General features: G+C 69.6%; 13 protein-coding genes. 10 read left to right on the top strand and 3 right to left on the bottom strand.

Going from position 1 to position 17,349, the window contains the following annotated elements; all coding sequences use genetic code 11:
• The first annotated feature begins 78 nt into the window (after positions 1 to 78).
• The 3 genes from AB0H36_RS32510 to AB0H36_RS32500 all read left to right on the top strand — a co-directional run bounded on the left by AB0H36_RS32510 (position 79) and on the right by AB0H36_RS32500 (position 4,434).
• The gene (locus tag AB0H36_RS32510; RefSeq protein ID WP_360532315.1) at positions 79 to 921 is read left to right on the top strand and encodes a DegV family protein; all 843 of its coding nucleotides are present in this window, start codon (positions 79 to 81) and stop codon (positions 919 to 921) included.
• 569 nt (positions 922 to 1,490) lie between these two features.
• Positions 1,491 to 1,940, top strand: a complete 450-nt coding sequence (locus AB0H36_RS32505; protein WP_360532312.1) for a ComEA family DNA-binding protein — start codon at positions 1,491 to 1,493, stop codon at positions 1,938 to 1,940.
• Positions 1,927 to 4,434: a ComEC/Rec2 family competence protein gene (locus AB0H36_RS32500; RefSeq protein WP_360532309.1), complete on the top strand. Its 2,508-nt coding sequence runs from the start codon at positions 1,927 to 1,929 to the stop codon at positions 4,432 to 4,434. The genes AB0H36_RS32505 and AB0H36_RS32500 overlap by 14 nt, the downstream gene beginning before the upstream one ends.
• Here AB0H36_RS32500 and AB0H36_RS32495 read toward each other — a convergent pair.
• Complete coding sequence (locus AB0H36_RS32495; protein ID WP_360532306.1) at positions 4,426 to 5,001, bottom strand: isochorismatase family protein; 576 nt, start codon at positions 4,999 to 5,001, stop codon at positions 4,426 to 4,428. The two genes, AB0H36_RS32500 and AB0H36_RS32495, sit on opposite strands and share 9 nt — an antisense overlap.
• 174 nt (positions 5,002 to 5,175) lie before the next feature.
• Between AB0H36_RS32495 and AB0H36_RS32490 the strand changes: the two genes are divergently transcribed.
• The gene (locus tag AB0H36_RS32490; protein WP_360532303.1) at positions 5,176 to 6,663 is read left to right on the top strand and encodes an MFS transporter; all 1,488 of its coding nucleotides are present in this window, start codon (positions 5,176 to 5,178) and stop codon (positions 6,661 to 6,663) included.
• A 208-nt stretch (positions 6,664 to 6,871) separates the two neighbouring features.
• A complete protein-coding gene (holA, locus tag AB0H36_RS32485; RefSeq protein ID WP_360532300.1) occupies positions 6,872 to 7,855 on the top strand; it encodes a DNA polymerase III subunit delta in 984 nt (327 codons plus the stop codon).
• A gap of 137 nt (positions 7,856 to 7,992) precedes the next feature.
• Here holA and rpsT read toward each other — a convergent pair whose 3' ends face one another.
• Complete coding sequence (gene rpsT / locus AB0H36_RS32480; protein WP_360532297.1) at positions 7,993 to 8,253, bottom strand: 30S ribosomal protein S20; 261 nt, start codon at positions 8,251 to 8,253, stop codon at positions 7,993 to 7,995.
• Positions 8,254 to 8,585: 332 nt separating this feature from the next.
• Between rpsT and AB0H36_RS32475 the strand changes: the two genes are divergently transcribed.
• Positions 8,586 to 11,576, top strand: coding sequence for a S8 family serine peptidase (locus tag AB0H36_RS32475; RefSeq protein ID WP_360532294.1), 2,991 nt, complete (start codon positions 8,586 to 8,588; stop codon positions 11,574 to 11,576).
• Between the two features lie 54 nt (positions 11,577 to 11,630).
• Here AB0H36_RS32475 and AB0H36_RS32470 read toward each other — a convergent pair whose 3' ends face one another.
• On the bottom strand, positions 11,631 to 12,530 hold the full coding sequence (locus AB0H36_RS32470) for a hypothetical protein (RefSeq protein ID WP_360532291.1): 900 nt from the start codon (positions 12,528 to 12,530) through the stop codon (positions 11,631 to 11,633).
• A 118-nt stretch (positions 12,531 to 12,648) separates the two neighbouring features.
• Here AB0H36_RS32470 and lepA point away from each other — a divergent pair, with 118 nt between their 5' ends.
• From lepA to AB0H36_RS32450, 4 genes are read left to right on the top strand one after another with little or no spacing between them, the layout of a single operon-like run.
• A complete protein-coding gene (gene lepA, locus AB0H36_RS32465) occupies positions 12,649 to 14,535 on the top strand; it encodes a translation elongation factor 4 (protein ID WP_360532288.1) in 1,887 nt (628 codons plus the stop codon).
• Positions 14,535 to 15,440 (top strand): aminoglycoside phosphotransferase family protein, encoded by a 906-nt coding sequence (locus tag AB0H36_RS32460; RefSeq protein WP_360532285.1) that lies wholly within the window; start codon positions 14,535 to 14,537, stop codon positions 15,438 to 15,440. Before lepA ends, AB0H36_RS32460 begins: the two co-directional genes overlap by 1 nt.
• Before the next feature lie 44 nt (positions 15,441 to 15,484).
• The gene (locus AB0H36_RS32455) at positions 15,485 to 16,111 is read left to right on the top strand and encodes an MOSC domain-containing protein (protein WP_360532282.1); all 627 of its coding nucleotides are present in this window, start codon (positions 15,485 to 15,487) and stop codon (positions 16,109 to 16,111) included.
• Positions 16,108 to 17,334 (top strand): MFS transporter, encoded by a 1,227-nt coding sequence (locus tag AB0H36_RS32450; protein ID WP_360532279.1) that lies wholly within the window; start codon positions 16,108 to 16,110, stop codon positions 17,332 to 17,334. Before AB0H36_RS32455 ends, AB0H36_RS32450 begins: the two co-directional genes overlap by 4 nt.
• Positions 17,335 to 17,349: the final 15 nt, after the last annotated feature.

Below are 17,349 nucleotides of genomic sequence, written 5' to 3'. Positions count from 1 at the left end.
TGTCTCCCGCTCCCACGCCTACTGCGCGGCGGCGTGGGAGCGGGAGACACGCCTTAAACTGTCCGGTAACCTCGCTTCATGTCAGCCCGCGTGCACGTCGTCACCGACTCCACGGCCGGTCTGTCCACGCATGAGGTGCTCCGCCTGCCGCTGACCGTCGTACCGGTGCAGGTCGTCATCGGCGGTACGTCGTACGACGACGGCGCCACGTCCGCCGACGCGGTCGCGGAGGCGCTCAAGACGTTCACGCCGGTGTCGACCAGCCGCCCGGCGCCGCAGACGTTCGCCGACACGTACGCCGCCTGTGCCGCGGCCGGCGCCGAGTCGGTCGTGTCGATTCACCTGTCCGGTGACATGTCGGGCACCGTCGAGGCCGCCATGATCGGCGCGAAGGAGTCGCCGATCCCGGTCCGGGTGATCGACTCCCGATCCATCGCGATGGGCCTCGGGTTCCCGGTCCTGGCGGCCGCCGCAGCCGCCGCCACCGGGGCCGACCAGGCCGCCGTCGAGGGTGCCGCCCGGGTCCGGATGTCCTCGATCTCGGCGTACTTCTACGTCGACACCCTCGAGTACCTCCGCCGCGGCGGCCGCATCGGCGCCGCCCAAGCCCTCCTCGGTACGGCGCTCGCCGTCAAGCCACTGCTGACGATCAGCTCCGGCCGGATTGTTCCCCTCGAAAAGGTCCGCACCTCGAGCCGAGCCATCGCCCGCCTGGCCGACATCGCCGTCCAACGAGCCGGCGACGGCCCGGTCCAAGTCGCCGTCCACCACCTGGCCAACCTCGAGAAGGCCCACACCCTCGCCGACGGCCTCGCCGACCGGCTCCCCAACGCCGACGAAATCGTCCTGCGCGAAGTAGGCGCCGTCATCGGAGCCCACGTCGGCCCCGGCCTCCTCGCGGTCGTCATCGCCCCCCACTGAGCTCACGCCCGGCCCAGCTTCCATCCCTTATCCACAGGTTTGGATTCGGCGTTCCAGGGCGTTCGCAGACTCGTACTTTCTCTGGCGTGAACGTCTTCCGCCGTGCCGCCGCCCCCGACCCGGGTGCGCGCGAGCGTGCGCTGGCTCGTCTTGCCAGCGCACCTCGGCACGGCGCGACCGACAGAGAACTGGAGGAGCGTGATGAGGAGGTGCGAGGTGGATGGATCCCCGAAACCGTCCGGCCGGAGCGACTACGTGATGCCCGCTGGACCCTGTCCCCACGACACGTCGTGGTCCTGGCCGCCGTACTGTCCATCGGGCTGGCTTGGGCCGCGTGGTCAGTGTTCCGAGCTCGCCCCGAGACCCTCCCTGACGCCCGCCCACCAACCGCCCTTACCTCTGGCGCGCAGGTCACCCAACCCTGCCCCAGCGGTCAGTCCTGCCCAGCTGGTGCTCAACCCTCAGCCTCCACCGGCCAACCCATGCCCGGCACCCAGTTGTCATCCGGCGTCCAGTCGTCACCCGGCGTCCAGCACTCGCAAGGTGCCCAGGCATCGTCAGGCGTCCCGGTGCAGGGAGCAGGCGCGGTCGTCGTCCACGTTGCCGGCAAGGTCCGCCGCCCCGGCCTGGTCCGCGCGCCCACCGGCTCCCGCGTCGCCGACGTACTCACCCTCGCCGGCGGCCCACTCCCCGGCGTCGACCTCACCACCCTCAACCTCGCCCGCCCGGTCACCGACGGCGAACAGATCGTCGTCGGCCAGCCCGGCGGAGCCGCTCCCTCGTCCCAGACCCCCGGTACCACCCCCGCCCCGACCGCCCCATCCGGCTCACCCGTCAACCTCAACACCGCCACCCTCGACCAACTCGACACCCTCCCCGGCGTCGGTCCGGTCCTGGCCCAACGCATCCTCGACTACCGAACCCAGAACGGCCCCTTCACCACCATCGACCAACTCCAGGAGGTCCCCGGCGTAGGCCCCAAGAAGTTCGACTCCCTAAAACCCCATGTCCACCTCTAACCACCCCACCAACCAAACCGACGAGCAGTCCGCCGACGAAGGCGACGTGCAGTCCGTCCACGGGGCCGACGGGCTGTCCGGTGTGCCGGGCGACGGGCACTCCACCGACAAGGACGGCGAGCAGGCCGGCGGCCAGCGCGAGCGACTGGACGTACGTCTGTTGGCGCCGGCTGCGGCGGGATGGCTGGCGGCGGTTCTGCTGATCCCTTGTCGGCCGTTCGTCGGCCTCCTGACGGCAGCCGTCGCCTTCGCCCTCGCCGCCTCGCTGGCAATCGTCGTGCGCCGCACCACCCGAGCACCCCTCGGTTGGGCAGCGGTCGGTGTCCTGGTCGTGATCGCAGGGATGGGCGCGGCCGCAGCCCTACAAGTCGAGAGCATGCGCGCCGGCCCGGTCACGGGGTTGGCGGCCGACAGCGCAACCGTCGGCGTCAAGCTGAAGATCGACAGCGATCCGTCAGTACGACGAAGTCCCGGCAGCCGACGTCCGCCGTACGTCATAGTGAAGGCAACAATCGAGGAGGTACGTGCAAGAGGAACTGTGACCCGGGTGAGCACCCCAGTGCTCGTGATCGGCTCGGAGCAATGGCGCCAGGTCCGGTACGGCCAACGAGTCGCCACAACTGGCCGGCTCGAGGCGGTTGAGCAGGGATCCGACGTAGCCGCGATGCTCTCGGTCCGCTCGGCTCCACGCTTCGTGAACCAACCGCCGTGGTGGCTGCGTGCGGCCGAGGAAGTCCGCGCCGGCCTCCGCGAGTCCGTCGCCCACCAGCCGGACGACGTGCGCGGTCTCGTGCCCGCACTCGTCATGGGCGACGAGTCCGGCCTGCCCGCCGAGCTGACCGAGGACTTCCAAACCACCGGACTGACCCATCTCTCCGCCGTGTCCGGGACCAACCTGACTCTGCTGCTGGCGTTCGTGCTTCCGATGGCCCGGCTGGTAGGAGTACGCGCTCGCGGCTTGACGGCGGTCGGTCTGATGACGGTCGTCGTGTTCGTGATCCTCGCCCGGCCACAACCCAGCGTCCTCCGTGCGGCCGCGATGGGGCTGATCGCGCTCGCGGCGATGACGAGCGGTGGGTCGAGGCGCCGGGCCGTCCGCAGCCTGTCGGTCGCGGTGATCGCCTTACTGCTCCTGGACACGTCACTCGCCAGGTCGGCCGGGTTCGCGCTGTCCGTGCTCGCCACGGCGGGGATCGTGCTGCTCGGCCCGGGCTGGCGGGACGCCCTCGCCCAGTGGATGCCGACCTGGCTTGCGGACGCGATCTCGTGCCCACTGGCCGCGCAGCTCGCCTGTACGCCGGTCGTCGCCTGGTTGTCCGGCGAGGTCTCGCTGGTTGCCGTAGGCGCCAATCTGCTGGCCGGTCCAGCGGTAGGCCCGGCGACGATCCTCGGGTTCACCGCGGCCGGCGTCGCGCTGGTGAGCACAGAGGCAGCGCAGTTGGTTGGTTGGGCAGCGGGCTGGCCGGCCCGCTGGATCATCCTCATCGCTCGCGAGGGCGCCGACCTCCCCGGGGCCGCCAACGCCTGGCCGGCGACCGCTGTCGGCGTCGCCGTACTGACACTGGTTTGCATCGCCCTCGTGTTCGGCCTGCACCGCATCCTGGTCCGCCCGATCGCGATGGTGATCGCGGTCGTCCTGCTGGCGGTCGTCGTACTGCGTCCCGTTGGTTCAATCGGCTGGCCACCCGACGACTGGCTCTTCGTGATGTGCGACGTGGGGCAAGGAGACGGCCTGGTACTGCGAGCCGGCGACACTGCAGCCGTTGTCGTCGACACCGGTCCCGACCCGGCCGCGATGGATCGGTGTCTGCGCGACCTTGGTGTCGAGTACGTGCCGGTCCTGGTGCTGAGCCATTTCCATGCGGATCACGCCGGCGGGTTGGCCGGCGTACTGAAGGATCGACGGGTCGACGAGATCGAGGTGACGCCGTACTTCTCACCACCCGCCGAGTACAGGCGAGTCGTCGACCTTGCGTCGCACCACGGCGTCAGCCTGCGCACCGTGACCTACCAAGAAAGGCGCGTTGTCGGCGCACTGAGTTGGACCACGCTGTGGCCCGCCCGTGTCCCCGCCCTACCACCACCCGGCACGTCGTCAGCGACCGATACCGACGAAGGATCACCCGAGAACAACGCCAGCATCACCATGATGGTCGAACTGTCCGGCCTCCGGATCCTGCTCACCGGCGACCTCGAACCCGAGTCCCAGCGCGCCATCCTCGCCACCGGAGCCGACCTCCGCGCCGACGTCCTCAAAGTCCCCCACCACGGCTCCGCCCAGCAGGACCCTGCCTTCATAGCCGCCACCAACGCCCGCCTGGCCCTCATCTCGGCCGGCCAAGACAACGACTACGGCCACCCCGCCCCCAGAACCCTCACCCTCCTGTCCCACCAATCCACCAAGACCGCCACCACCCTCACCCAAGGCGCCCTGACGATCACCAACCCCGACAACCTGACTATCACCCCCGGCCACCAACCCCGATCACGCTGACGAGGCAGTGAAAGTGACGGAGCTGGTGGGGACGGTGTTGTGGGCCCGGTCGCCTAGAGCCCAGGCGGCGACTCGGGAGACGACGTGGGCTGGGACGGGGTCGCTGACGCCGGGTACTGCGGGGACGTCGTGGGTGGCGTGGGCGTCGTACGGGAGGACAACGCGGTAGCCGCGCGCGAGGGCAGTGCGGGAGGTCGCCTGTACGCACATCTCCGACATCAGACCGCAGATCGCGACCGACCGTACGCCGGCACCGACGAGCACCTCGCCAAGCGGTGTGCCGTCGAAGCCGTCGTCGCGGGGCTTACGAATCACGCGCTCGCGCGGGCCCTCCTTCACCGGCAGATACAGCTCCCACCCAGGCGTGTCCGGCTCATCGTCCGCCCCGGGCGCCCCGTCGTTCTGCAGATGTACGACGACCGCGCCCGCCTCCCGAGCCCGCTCCAGCAGCTCACTCACCCGTTTGAGCAACCGCTCCGCACCGGGTATGGCGTCCGAACCCGAAACAAACGCGGTCTGCACATCCACCACGACAAGCGCATCCACAGGCGCCACCAAGTCAGTCACCCGCCCATCCTCACCACTCGACCCCCTCGGCTTCCAACTAGTTTCCGGCTGCCCCGGCAGCCGGCCTGGTGCTGGACCGGGTGCGCGGTGGGCTCATCCAGAGCAGGTGAGGTCGCCGACCGGCGACCGCCCCTACCATCTGGATCGAGTCGGCGACTCTGCGGGAGGAACCTGATGAGGGCTCGGGACGGGGCTACTGTTTCGACGGGTGGAGTGCTTGCCGCCACGTGCTTGTCCACGCTCGTCGTGAATGCGAACACCTCCGCGGTCAGCATCCTGCTGCCTGCGATCAGCGAGGACACCGGCATGTCGGTGACGACCTTGCAGTGGGCTGTCACGGGCTACTCGCTGGTCGGCGCGGCGGTGATCATCACTGCGGGGTCGCTCGGCGACGTGTTCGGACGCAAGCGGGTCTTCCAACTCGGTCTGCTGCTGTTCGTCGCGTCCTGTGTCCTGATCGCGTTGTCGACCACCGGCGGCATGGTGATTGCCGGCCGGGCGGTGCAAGGCGCCGCCGGCTCGACGATCCTGGCCTGTGGGCTCAGTCTGCTGTCGGTCGCGAGCAGCGGCGCGGAGCAACTGCGCGCGGTGTCGTTGTGGGGCGCGGCGGCCGCTGTCGGCGCTGCGGCTGGGCCGCTGGTCGGTGGTGTGCTCGTCGACGTCACCGGCTGGCAGGGGCTGTTCTGGATCGACGCCGGTGTCGCCGTGGTGTGCATGGTGCTGACCTACTTCACGGTGGCCGAGTCTCGGGACCCGGACCGGCCGCGGTCGATCGACTTCGGTGGTGCTGTGCTGGTGGCGTTGACCCTCAGCCCTCTGGTTCTTGCCTTGAGCAAGGGTGGCGACTGGGGCTGGGTGTCGTTCGGCACGTTCGCCTGCCTGGTGGTTGCGGTGGGCTCGGGTTTCGGATTCGTCGCGGTCGAGCGCCGGGTCGCCGTACCGCTGCTCGACCTGGCCTTGTTGCGTAACCGGATCCTGGTCGGCTCCACGATCGCGATCCTGATCGGTGCGGGCACCATCAACGGCCTGATGTACCTGCTCAGTCTGTACTTCCAGGACCCGCAGTCCCTCGGGTTCAGCCCGCTCGAAGCCGGCCTCGCCACGCTCCCGGCCACCGTCGGCCTGGTCGCGATCGCACCGCTCGTACCGCGGTTCGCCGCGCGACTGGGCGGCCGGCAGGTCGTCGCCCTGGGCTTCCTGATCACCGCCGCGGGATTTGCCGTGATCGGTTTCACCCAGTCGTCGTGGCAGTACCTGGCCTTCCTGCTGCCGCTGGTCGCGATCGCGGTGGGGATGGGACTGTCGAACGGCCCGGCATCGTCCGCGGCGACCGCGTCGGTGCCAGCCGACGAAGTGGGCGCGGCGTCAGGCGTCTCGAACATGGCACGGTACGTCGGAGCCGCCGTGGCGACCGCACTGGCCGCGACGATCTACAGCACCGTGATTCAGAACCGCACCGAGTCGGGCCACTCGGAGCCGGATGCGCTCGCTGCCGGTCTGGCGACCGCGTCGTGGGTGATGGCGGTGTTCAGCTTCGCCGGGGTGCTGATGGCCGTGGTGATGGGCCGGCACCGTCACGCCAGAGGCACAGTGCACGACGCTGCCGCGTCCGCCGCCGCGGTGAGCCACACCCTGCCGACATCCGCCGCCGCGGAACGCTGACCGGAGGCCGGTCACGAACCTGGCATCAACGGATCCGCCTGCCTCCGGCGACGCAGGGGACCGCCATGCCTCCGGCGATGCAGGGGACCGCCATGCCTCCGGCGATGCCGGGGACCGCCATGCTTCCGGCGATGCCGGGAACAGGGTGCGAGTTTCCGGCAGCAGCCGCGTGGCCTCGGATGTCGGTGGCGTGTGGGAGGGTGGGGGCGTGGCTGCTCGTAGGGGTTCTGCGCCGAAGCTGGGCGATGTTCTGCTGGTGACCGGCGCCGAGGCGTTCTTGGCGGATCGGGCAGTGCGGTCGGCGATCGGGGCGGTGTCGAAGGGCAGCGCCGAGGTCGAGGTGACCGAGGTGGATGCCTCGACGCTGGACGTCGGGGTGTTCGCGGAGCTGACCGGGCCGTCGCTGTTCGCGACCGAGCGGGTGCTCGTGCTGCGGGCGCTGGAGAACCTGCCGTCCGAGATGGCGCCGCACCTGATCGAGTACGCCGGCGCCCCGGCGGACGACGTACTGGTCGTCCTGGTGCACTCCGGCGGGCAGAAGGGCAAGGCCGTCCTCGACAAGTTGCGCAAGGCATCGGTCAACGAGGTGGTCGCGACCGCGCCGAAGACGTGGGAGCTGCCGCAGTTCGTGGCCGGCGAGATCCGGTTGCACGGCGGGACCGTGGACGAGCGGGCGGCGTCGGCGCTGGTCGACGCGGTCGGGCACGATCTGCGGGCGCTGGCCGGGGCATGCTCGCAACTGGTGTCGGACTCGGGCGGCCAGGCGGTCACGACGGAGCTGATCGGTCAGTACTTCGGGGGTCGCGCGGAGGTGACGAGTTTCGCGGTCGCGGACGCGGCGATCGCGGGGCGGACGGAGCCGGCGCTGGAGCAGCTGCGGTGGGCGCTGGACTGCGGGGTCGCGCCGGTGCTCGTCACGAGTGCGATGGCGGGCGGGTTGCGCGGCCTGGCGAAGTACGCGAGCGCGCCGAGCGGGATGCGCGAGGCGGATCTGGCTCGCGAGGTCGGCGTACCGCCGTGGAAGCTCAAGCAGCTGAAGCAGCAGTCGCGGGGGTGGACGCCCGGTGGGCTGGCGACTGCGATCAAGGCCGTGGCGCAGGCCGATGCGGACGTGAAGGGCGCCTCGGGCGACGCCGGGTACGCCCTCGAGCGGATGGTCATCACCGTCAGCCGCTCCCACGGCCGCCGCTAGCAGGACCGCCTCGAGCCGGGGCAGCTGAGACAGACTTGGGCAGACGAAAACCCAGCTGGTCCCGGAGCGGGCAGCTGGGTTCGGGGACGCAAAAACGATCGGCCTGCCCGGGAGGGTGGCCGATCGTTTGGCGTTGCCTAGAGGGAGGCGGCCTTCTTGAAGATGGACGACTTCCGGTTGGCGGCCTGGTTGGCGTGGATCACGCCCTTGCTGGCGGCCTTGTCGAGCAGGCGGCCCGCCACCTTGGCGTGCTCCTGCGCCTTCGCGGCGTCGCCGGCGTCGGCGGCCTCACGGAAGCGGCGAACAGCCGTCTTGAGGGTCGACTTCACCGACTTGTTGCGAAGTCGCGCAGCCTCGTTCTGGCGGTTGCGCTTGATCTGGGACTTGATGTTCGCCACTGAGCAGAGCCTCGATCAGGTGTGTGCGGTCAGTACAGGAAAGTGTCGCGCGCACAAGTGATCACCACCCGTACGGGCGCGAAGAGCCAGATTACCAACAACCCACACCCATCACCAAACCGGCGCGACCAGCGTGACCACCGCCCGCACCATCCGGTTACGGGCATCGGGTTCTCTCGGCTGGCGCGTGGTGTGCTGAGCGTGACATCGGTGGCTGCCACGGGCATACTCGGGCGCGCGTGACGCTGATCACCGCAAGGGGGGATGCGCGTCACGGGTCCAGTTGCGAGACCAAGCTCCACCATCGCGCCGTCCAAGCCTGGAGGAACTCAGTGCCCCGCCGTACCCCGATCATCGTCGCCACCGCGCTCGTCGCGTCGCTGGCCGGCCTCCCGCTCGCGGCTCGCGCCGCGGACGCGTTGGTGGCCGACGAGCCGCAGCGCACTCCGCTGGTCAAGGAGTCCTCGACCGGCGCCTACATCGTTCAACTCGACGACGCCCCGGTGGCCGAGTACGGCGGCGGCATCGCCGGCCTGCCGTCCACCCGCGTCGCTCACGGGGGGAAGCTGCTGAAAACAGCAGCACCGGTGCTCGAGTACGTGCAGCACCTCAGCCGCGAGCGGCAGGAGGTGCTCGCCGAGGTCCCCGGTGCGCAGAAGCTGTACGACTACAGCTACACGTACGCCGGTTTCGCCGCCCAGATGTCGTACGACGAAGCCGTCAAGCTGGCCAAGTCGTCCGGCGTGAAGAGCGTCGAGCCGAGTGAGCTGCAGCGCCAGGACACCGTGGACACCCCGCGGTTCCTCGGCCTGTCCGGCAAGGGCGGCGCCTGGCAGCAGGCGGGTGGTGTCGACAAGGCCGGTGACGGCGTCATCATCGGCGTCATCGACACCGGCTTCGTCCCGGAGCGGGCCAGCTTCGCGCCGATCAAGACCACCAAGCAGTCCGACGCGATCGTCGCGGCGAAGTGGAAGGGCACCTGCCAGGCCGGTGAGGAGGCGCCCGTCACCTGCAACAACAAGGTGATCGGCGCCCGGTACTTCGACAAGGGCATCGGCACCCGCCCGATCCCGGAGGAGTTCAAGTCGCCGCGTGACTACGGCGGCCACGGCACCCACACGGCCAGTACGGCGGGCGGCAACTTCGGCGTCGACATGAGCGTCATGGGCCGCGACTACGGCAAGGGCTCCGGCATCGCCCCGCACGCCCGGCTGGCGATCTACAAGGTGCTGTGGGCGGTCGACCAGACCGGTGGCGGTAGTGGCACCGACGCGGACATCGTGGCCGGTATCGACGCCGCGGTCGCCGACGGCGTGGACGTCATCAACTACTCGATCTCCGGCAGCGGGTCGACGTACGTGAACTCCGTCGGACTGGCCTTCCTGCGGGCGGCCCGGGCGGGCGTGTTCGTCGCGACCAGCGCCGGCAACACCGGCCCCGGGGTCAGCACGGTCGGCAAGACCTACCCGTGGGTGACGACGGTTGCCAACGGCACCCATGACCGCGACGTCCAGACCACGGTGACGCTGGGCGACGGCAAGTCCTACACCGGCGCCGGCATCGGCACCGGGGTGCCGTCGAGCCCGGTCGTGCTCGCCAAGGACGCCGGTCTCGCCGGTGCGAACCCGGCGAACCTGCTGCTCTGCATGGCCGGCACGCTCGACCCGGCCAAGGTCCAGGGCAAGATCGTCGTGTGCGACCGCGGCGGCAACGCCCGCGTCGACAAGAGCCTGCAGGTCAAGAACGCCGGCGGCATCGGCATGATCCTGCTGAACATCACCCCGGGCACGCTCGACTCCGACCTGCACTCGGTGCCGACCGTCCACCTCGACGACAAGGCCGCGCCCGAGGTCAAGGCGTACGTCGGCGGCACCGCGAACCCGACCGCCGCGATCAGCGCCGGTACGCCTGTCCGCGTCACCGCACCGAAGGTCGCCAGCTCGTCCAGCCGCGGCCCGTCCCTGGCCGGGAACGGCGACCTGCTCAAGCCCGACGTGATGGCGCCGGGCACGAACGTCCTCGCCGCGACCTCCGCCTTCAGCGCGGCCGGCGGCGAGTACGCGTTCATGAGCGGCACCTCGATGTCCTCGCCGCACATCGCCGGCGCGGCGGCGGTCCTGAAGAGCAGGTACCCGACCTGGTCGCCGATGGCGATCAAGTCCGCGCTGCTCACCACGACCACCGACAAGGACACCAGCGGCCAGCCGATCCAGAACGACTCCGGCTCGCCGGCCACCCCGTTCGGGTACGGTGCGGGTCAGATGCAGGCGAAGAAGGCGATGGACCCCGGCCTGGTCTACGACTCGACGTACGAGGACTGGGCCAAGTTCGTCTGCGGCTCCGGTCAGGTGCCCGCCACCCACGAGCTGTGCGCGAACGGCAAGATCGACCCGAGTGACCTGAACTACCCGACCATCGCGATCGGCGACCTGGCCGGTAAGCAGACCGTCACCCGGACCGTGCGCAACGTCGGCAAGCTGCCGGAGATCTACGTCCCGAAGGTCGAGGGCCTGAAGGGCTTCAAGGTGACGGTGTCGCCGGGGATCCTGATCACGCTGCCCGGCCACGCGGCGACGTACAAGGTCACCATCGAGAACGCCGGCGCCCCGCTGGAGCAGTACTCGTTCGGCAAGCTCACGTGGAAGTCGAGCGAGCACTCGGTGAGCAGCACGGTCGCGATCAAGCCGCTGACCGTGAAGGCGCCGGTGCAGGTCATCGGGACCGGGACCGCGGGGTCCGTCCAGGTGCCGATCACCGCCGGGTACTCCGGCACGCTCAACACCAGCGCGGTCGGCCTGACGGCGGCGACGGTGGCCGAGACGACGATCAAGAGCCCCGGCGGCACGTCGTTCCCGACGACCAACCCGGCGGTCAACGACCACGTCGCCAAGATCACCGTGAACGTGCCGGTCGGCGCGAAGCACGCCCGGTTCTCGACGTTCGACGCGGACTACCCGGCGGGCACCGACGTCGACCTGTACGTCTACAAGACCGGGACGACGACGCTGCTCGGCAACAGCGGCGGCGGGTCGTCCGAGGAGGAGGTCAACCTCCCGGCACCGGCCGGCGGGTCGTACGACGTGTACGTCGACCTGTTCGCGGGAGCCAGCAACCAGCTGGTGAAGCTCAACCACTGGTCGCTGCAGAACGTCGAGGGCAACCTGACGGTCACCCCGGCCACCCAACAGGTGCAGGCGGGGGCGCAGACGAGTGTCACCGCGTCCTGGACCGGCCTGACCGCCGGCACCCGGTACCTGGGCCGCCTGCAGTACACCGACGGCGCGGACGGCTCCGGCTCGACGCTCGTCCGGGTAGACAGCTAGCAAGACACGCATCGAGGGCGGTCCCCAAGCCTGGGGACCGCCCTCGAGGCGTGCTCAGCCCAGTCTTTCCCGCACCCAGTCGAGGTGCACGAGCGCATGCCGGCGCTGCCACTCGCGGATGGTTGGCAGGCCGGGCGGGGCGGGCTGCGCCGCGCCCCACCAGAAACCGCCGGTCAGGGCGGCGAGGAAGCCGGTGATCGCCTCGTCGTCGGGCAGCTCCGGCAGCGTCACCGACTCCCGCATCTCTGCGTGCAGGATCACGGTGTCCGCCCACCGCGGCGAACGAGCCGCGTGCGCCCAGTCGATGAACACCACCCGCTCGTCGGTCAGGATGACGTTGTCGGCCCGCAAGTCCCAGTGCGCCAGCGCCTTGCCCTCGGCCAGCGCCCGCAGACCGGTGCGCGCCAGCTCAGCCAGCTCCTGCTCGCGCCCAGCAGCCCACTCCGGTACGGCGAGACCGTCAGCGATCACGTTGTCCCACCGGCTGAGGAAGTCCACGCTGCGTACGGCGGCCACCGGAGCGTCCGGCCACGGCGACGGGTCCAGGGCGTCGGTGAGCTCGTCCAGCGCTCCCAGCACGCGGTCGGCGTCGGCCTGCTCCCACGGGTGAGCGGGGAGCCGGCCGTGGATGTCCTCGAGCAGGATCCCGACCCAGTCGCCGTCGTCGTACACGTCGTACAGCTGAGGGGTGGTCGGCAGCGGGCCGACGCCCTGGATGGCGGCGATCTCGTTGCGGAACAGCTCGGGTGTCTTGGGGTTGAGCGCCGGACCGACGGCCTTGACGAAGGCGCGGCGGCCGGAGGCGGTCACCAGGCGGGCGGCGACGCCGGGGGAGAAGCCGCCCTGCTGGGTCGCGGCAGAGACCACCACCGACCCCAGCGCGCGTTCCACCCACGCCCGCACGGTGGCGGGCACCTCCTCGAAGGGCAACCGGACCCCAGCAGCGTGCGCCATGCGTCACAACGGTAGGTCCCGCGCACCGTTACCGCCCGTGATTTTCAAATCCGCTGGCCTCGCATGGGATGATTCACTGGTTGACCAAGTAGTACCCGAGACGAACTGGATCCCCTCCGTGCCCGTTGGCCCCACGAATGTGCCGCAGCCGGGTCGTACCGACCCGTCGCTGATCCGGAACTTCTGCATCATCGCCCACATCGACCACGGCAAGTCGACGCTGGCCGACCGGATGCTGCAGATCACCGGAGTGGTCGACGAGCGCTCGATGCGGGCGCAGTACCTGGACCGGATGGACATCGAGCGGGAACGCGGCATCACGATCAAGTCGCAGGCGGTCCGGCTGCCGTTCACGCCGGGCCCGGACACTCCCGGCGGCCTGCTGGCGCCCGACGGCACGACGTACATCCTGAACATGATCGACACCCCGGGCCACGTCGACTTCACCTACGAGGTGTCGCGGTCGTTGGAGGCGTGCGAGGGCGCGGTGCTGCTGGTCGACGCGGCGCAGGGCATCGAGGCGCAGACACTGGCCAACCTCTACCTGGCGCTGAACGCGGACCTGCACATCATCCCGGTGCTGAACAAGATCGACCTGCCCAGCGCCCAGCCGGAGAAGTACGCCGCCGAGCTCGCCCATATCATCGGCTGCGACCCGTCCGACGTCCTCAAGGTGTCGGCCAAGACCGGCGCCGGCGTGGAGGACCTGCTGAGCGAGATCGTCGCTCAGGTCGAGCCGCCGAAGGGCGTCAAGGACGCGCCGCCGCGGGCGCTGATCTTCGACTCGGTCTACGACACCTACCGCGGCGTGGTCACCTACGTCCGGGTGGTCGACGGCGAGTTGAACCACCGGGACCGGATCAAGATGATGTCGACCGGTGCGGTGCACGAGATGCTCGAGGTCGGCGTGATCTCGCCCGAGCCGGTGAAGACGCAGAGCATCGGCGTCGGCGAGGTCGGCTACCTGATCACCGGCGTGAAGGACGTCCGCCAGTCCCGGGTCGGTGACACCGTCACCTCGAACCAGCATGGCGCGACCGAGGCGCTCGGTGGCTACAAGCACCCGAAGCCGATGGTGTACGCCGGTCTCTACCCGATCGACGGCGACGACTACCCGACGCTGCGCGACGCGCTGGACAAGCTCCAGCTGAACGACGCCGCCCTGCAGTACGAGCCGGAGACCTCGGGCGCGCTCGGGTTCGGCTTCCGCTGCGGGTTCCTCGGCCTGCTGCACATGGAGATCGTCCGGGAGCGGCTCGAGCGCGAGTTCAACCTGGACCTGATCTCGACCGCGCCGAACGTGGTCTACCGGGTGGTGATGGAGGACGAGACCGAGCACGTCGTCACCAACCCGAGCGAGTTCCCCGAGGGCAAGGTCGACGAGGTCTTCGAGCCGGTGGTGAAGGCGACCGTGCTCAGCCCGAGCGACTACATCGGCGCGATCATGGAGCTCTGCCAGACCAAGCGCGGCCAGCTGCAGGGCATGGACTACCTGTCCGAGGACCGGGTCGAGCTGCGCTACACGCTGCCGCTGGCCGAGATCGTGTTCGACTTCTTCGATCAGCTGAAGTCGAAGACCAAGGGCTACGCCTCGCTCGACTACGAGCCGACCGGCGAGCAGTCCGCCCAGCTGGTGAAGGTGGACATCCTGCTGCACGGCGAGACCGTGGACGCGTTCTCCGCGATCGTGCACCGCGACAGCGCCTACGGGTACGGCGTCGCGCTGGCCGGCAAGCTGAAGGAGCTGATCCCGAGGCAGCAGTTCGAGGTGCCGATCCAGGCCGCGATCGGGTCCCGGGTGATCGCCCGGGAGACGATCCGGGCGATCCGCAAGGACGTGCTGGCCAAGTGCTACGGCGGTGACATCACCCGGAAGCGCAAGCTGCTGGAGAAGCAGAAGGAAGGCAAGAAGCGGATGAAGATGGTCGGCCGGGTCGAGGTCCCGCAGGAGGCCTTCATCGCCGCGCTTCGGACGTCGGACACCCCGGAGAAGGCCAAGAAGTAGTGGAGATCCCCGCGGATTTCCTGGTGGTGGCGTCGCGGGGGCAGGACTGGGCGGACTGGCTGGACCGGTTGCCGCGACTGACCCGGGAGCTGCTCGGCGAGTGGAACCTGCGTGTCGACGGTACGACGTCGTACGGCAACTGCGCGCTCGTCGTACCGGTACTGACGGCCGACGAGCAGCCGGCGGTGCTGAAGGTGCAGTTCCCGCACTGGGAGGCGGAGACCGAGCACCTGGCGCTGCGCGACTGGGCGGGAAACGGCGCCGTCCAGCTGCTGCGCGCGGACCCGCGCCGCTTCGCCTTGCTGCTGGAGCGGTTGGATCCCCGCGACCTGACCACTGTCGACGCGCTGGATGCCTGCGAGATCGTTGGCGCGACCTACAAGCGGCTGCACATTCCCGCCGGTCCGCAGTACCGGACGCTGTCCGGCGAGCTGAAGCGATGGGTCGAGCGCTTCCGGCAGCTGCCCGCCTCGGCACCCGTCCCGCACCGGTACGTCGAGCAGGCCATCTCGCTCGCGGAGGACTTCAGCACCGACCCGGCCTGTGACGGCAAGCTGATCCACACCGATCTGCACTACTTCAACATGCTCGCCGGCGCTCGCGAACCCTGGCTGGTGATCGACCCGAAGCCGTTGTCCGGCGACCCGCACTACGAGGTCGCGCCGCTGATCTGGAACCGCTGGGACGAGGTCGTTGCGGCCCGTGACCTGCGGTTCGCGGTCCGGCAGCGCTTCTACGCCGCGATCGACGCCGCCGGCCTCGACGAGGACCGGGCCCGCGACTGGGTGATCGTCCGGCAGATGCTCAATGTGCTGTGGACACTCGAGGACTCCGGCTCGGACGAGTCGCTGCCGCAGGACTGGCTCACCCGCAACATCGCCATCGTGAAGGCGATCCAGGACTGAAAACTCAGTAGAGCCGCAGCCTGTCGCGGCGGATGATGGTCGGCATGCGGCTGCTGACGGTCAACGTGGTGGAGAAGCTGATCCCGGGTCCGAAGGACACCGGGCTCACGGCGATCGACAAGCGACCGCAGGCCGGACGAGTACAGGTCTCCGAGCTCGGCCTCGCGGGCGACTCGGTGTGCGACACCAAGCACCACGGCGGTCCGGACCAGGCGCTCTACGCGTACGCCGAGGAGGACGCGGCCTGGTGGGCGGCCGAGTTGGGGCGGGAGATCCCGACCGGGTTGTTCGGCGAGAACCTCCGCACGGAACGCCTCGACATCACCGGTGCGCTGCTCGGTGAGGTATGGCGGATCGGCCCGGAGGTCGAGGTGATGGTGCGGGCGCCGCGGACCCCGTGCGCCACGTTCCAGCACCGGATGCAGGAACCGCACTGGGTGAAGCGGTTCCACCAAGCGGGCCGTCCAGGCGCCTACCTGAAGGTCCTGCGTACGGGTGCCGTCGGCGCGGGCGACCCGATCGAGGTGGTGAGTCGACCGGCGCACGAGGTCACCGTCGGGCACATGTTCGGCGCCCAGGATCCCGCAAAGATGCAGCGAATGCTCGACTCCGGCGTAGACCTGATGGATGAGCTCCGCGAGCTCGCCCAACGCGTCGTGGCGCGGGCGTGAAGGGCCTGCTACCGGCACCCGGACCACTTCGGCCGCTCGCTCTCGCCACCCTGCTCAGCCGGGTCGGCAGCGGGCTGCTGATGACGGTCAGCGTGCTGTACTTCACCCGAATCGTCGGCCTGTCGATCGCTCAAGTCGGCCTCGGGCTGACCGTCGCCGGGCTGTTCGGCCTGCTCTCGGCGGTGCCGATGGGACATCTGGCCGACCGTCGCGGTCCGCGCACGCTGTTCGTCGTACTGAGCCTGGTGCTCTGTGGGCTGAGCCTGCTGTACCTACTCGTGCACACGTTCTGGCAGTTCCTCATCGTCGCTGTCGTGCTCACCGTGGTAGACCGCGGTGCCGGGGCCGTCCGGGCCGCGTTGATCGCCGCGATCACGCAGGGGGCGGACCGGGTCGCGGCTCGTGCCTACCTGCGGGCGGTCACCAACATCGGCATCATGGCAGGCGCCGGCATCGGCGCTTTCGCACTGCATTTCGACACGGGTACGGCGTACCGCGCGATGTTCGTCCTGGACGCCGTACTGAGTGTCGTCGCGGCGTTCGTCGTACTGGCGATCCCACGGGTCGCGCCGCAGCCGAAGAGTGACGACGGGCCGGTGTGGGTCGCGCTGCGCGATCGCGGGTACCTCGCGGTCGCCGCGCTCAACGCGGCCATGTCGATCCAGTACGCCGTCCTGGAGGTCGCGATCCCGCTCTGGGTGGTCGACCACACCGACGCACCCCGCTGGACGGTCGCGTTGCTGCTGATCATCAACACCGTGGTCGTCGCGCTGTTCCAGGTGCGCTCATCCCGCGGCATCGCCGATCCACCGACCGCCGCCCGGGCGACCAGGACCGCCGGACTGTTGCTGATGGCATCGATGGTGCTGTTCGCCGGCGCATCCTGGGGTGGTGCCGCCGTCGCGGTCGCGTTACTGGCGGTCGGTGCGTTGGTGCAGGTGCTGGGCGAGTTGCTGCAGTCGTCCGGCTCGTTCCTGCTCGGCTTCGACCTGGCTGCGGACCACGCCCAGGGCCAGTACCAGGGCCTCTGGAACACCAGCATGTCGATCAGCACTATGGTCGCCCCGACCGTCCTGGCCCTGCTCCCACTCGGGCTCGGCGTGCCCGGCTGGATCATTCTCGGCGTCTGGTTCGCGGTGATCGGGGTGCTGTTCGTGCCCGTCGTCCGGTGGGCTGCAGGGCGGCGGATGCAGGGTAGCCAAGTCACGGTGGGCGGTGCATAATCGGGGACTCATTGC

This window comes from Kribbella sp. NPDC050820 (assembly GCF_040653975.1).
GTDB lineage: Bacteria > Actinomycetota > Actinomycetes > Propionibacteriales > Kribbellaceae > Kribbella.
This window is presented reverse-complemented; position numbering and strand designations above follow the sequence as displayed.

Excerpts from the sequence above, each read along its gene's own strand:
- AB0H36_RS32510 (WP_360532315.1), top strand. The coding sequence starts at position 79 with ATGTCAGCCCGCGTGCACGTCGTCACCGACTCCACGGCCGGTCTGTCC.
- AB0H36_RS32500 (WP_360532309.1), top strand. The coding sequence starts at position 1,927 with ATGTCCACCTCTAACCACCCCACCAACCAAACCGACGAGCAGTCCGCC.
- AB0H36_RS32490 (WP_360532303.1), top strand. The coding sequence starts at position 5,176 with ATGAGGGCTCGGGACGGGGCTACTGTTTCGACGGGTGGAGTGCTTGCC.
- AB0H36_RS32470 (WP_360532291.1), bottom strand. The coding sequence starts at position 12,530 with ATGGCGCACGCTGCTGGGGTCCGGTTGCCCTTCGAGGAGGTGCCCGCC.
- AB0H36_RS32455 (WP_360532282.1), top strand. The coding sequence starts at position 15,485 with ATGCGGCTGCTGACGGTCAACGTGGTGGAGAAGCTGATCCCGGGTCCG.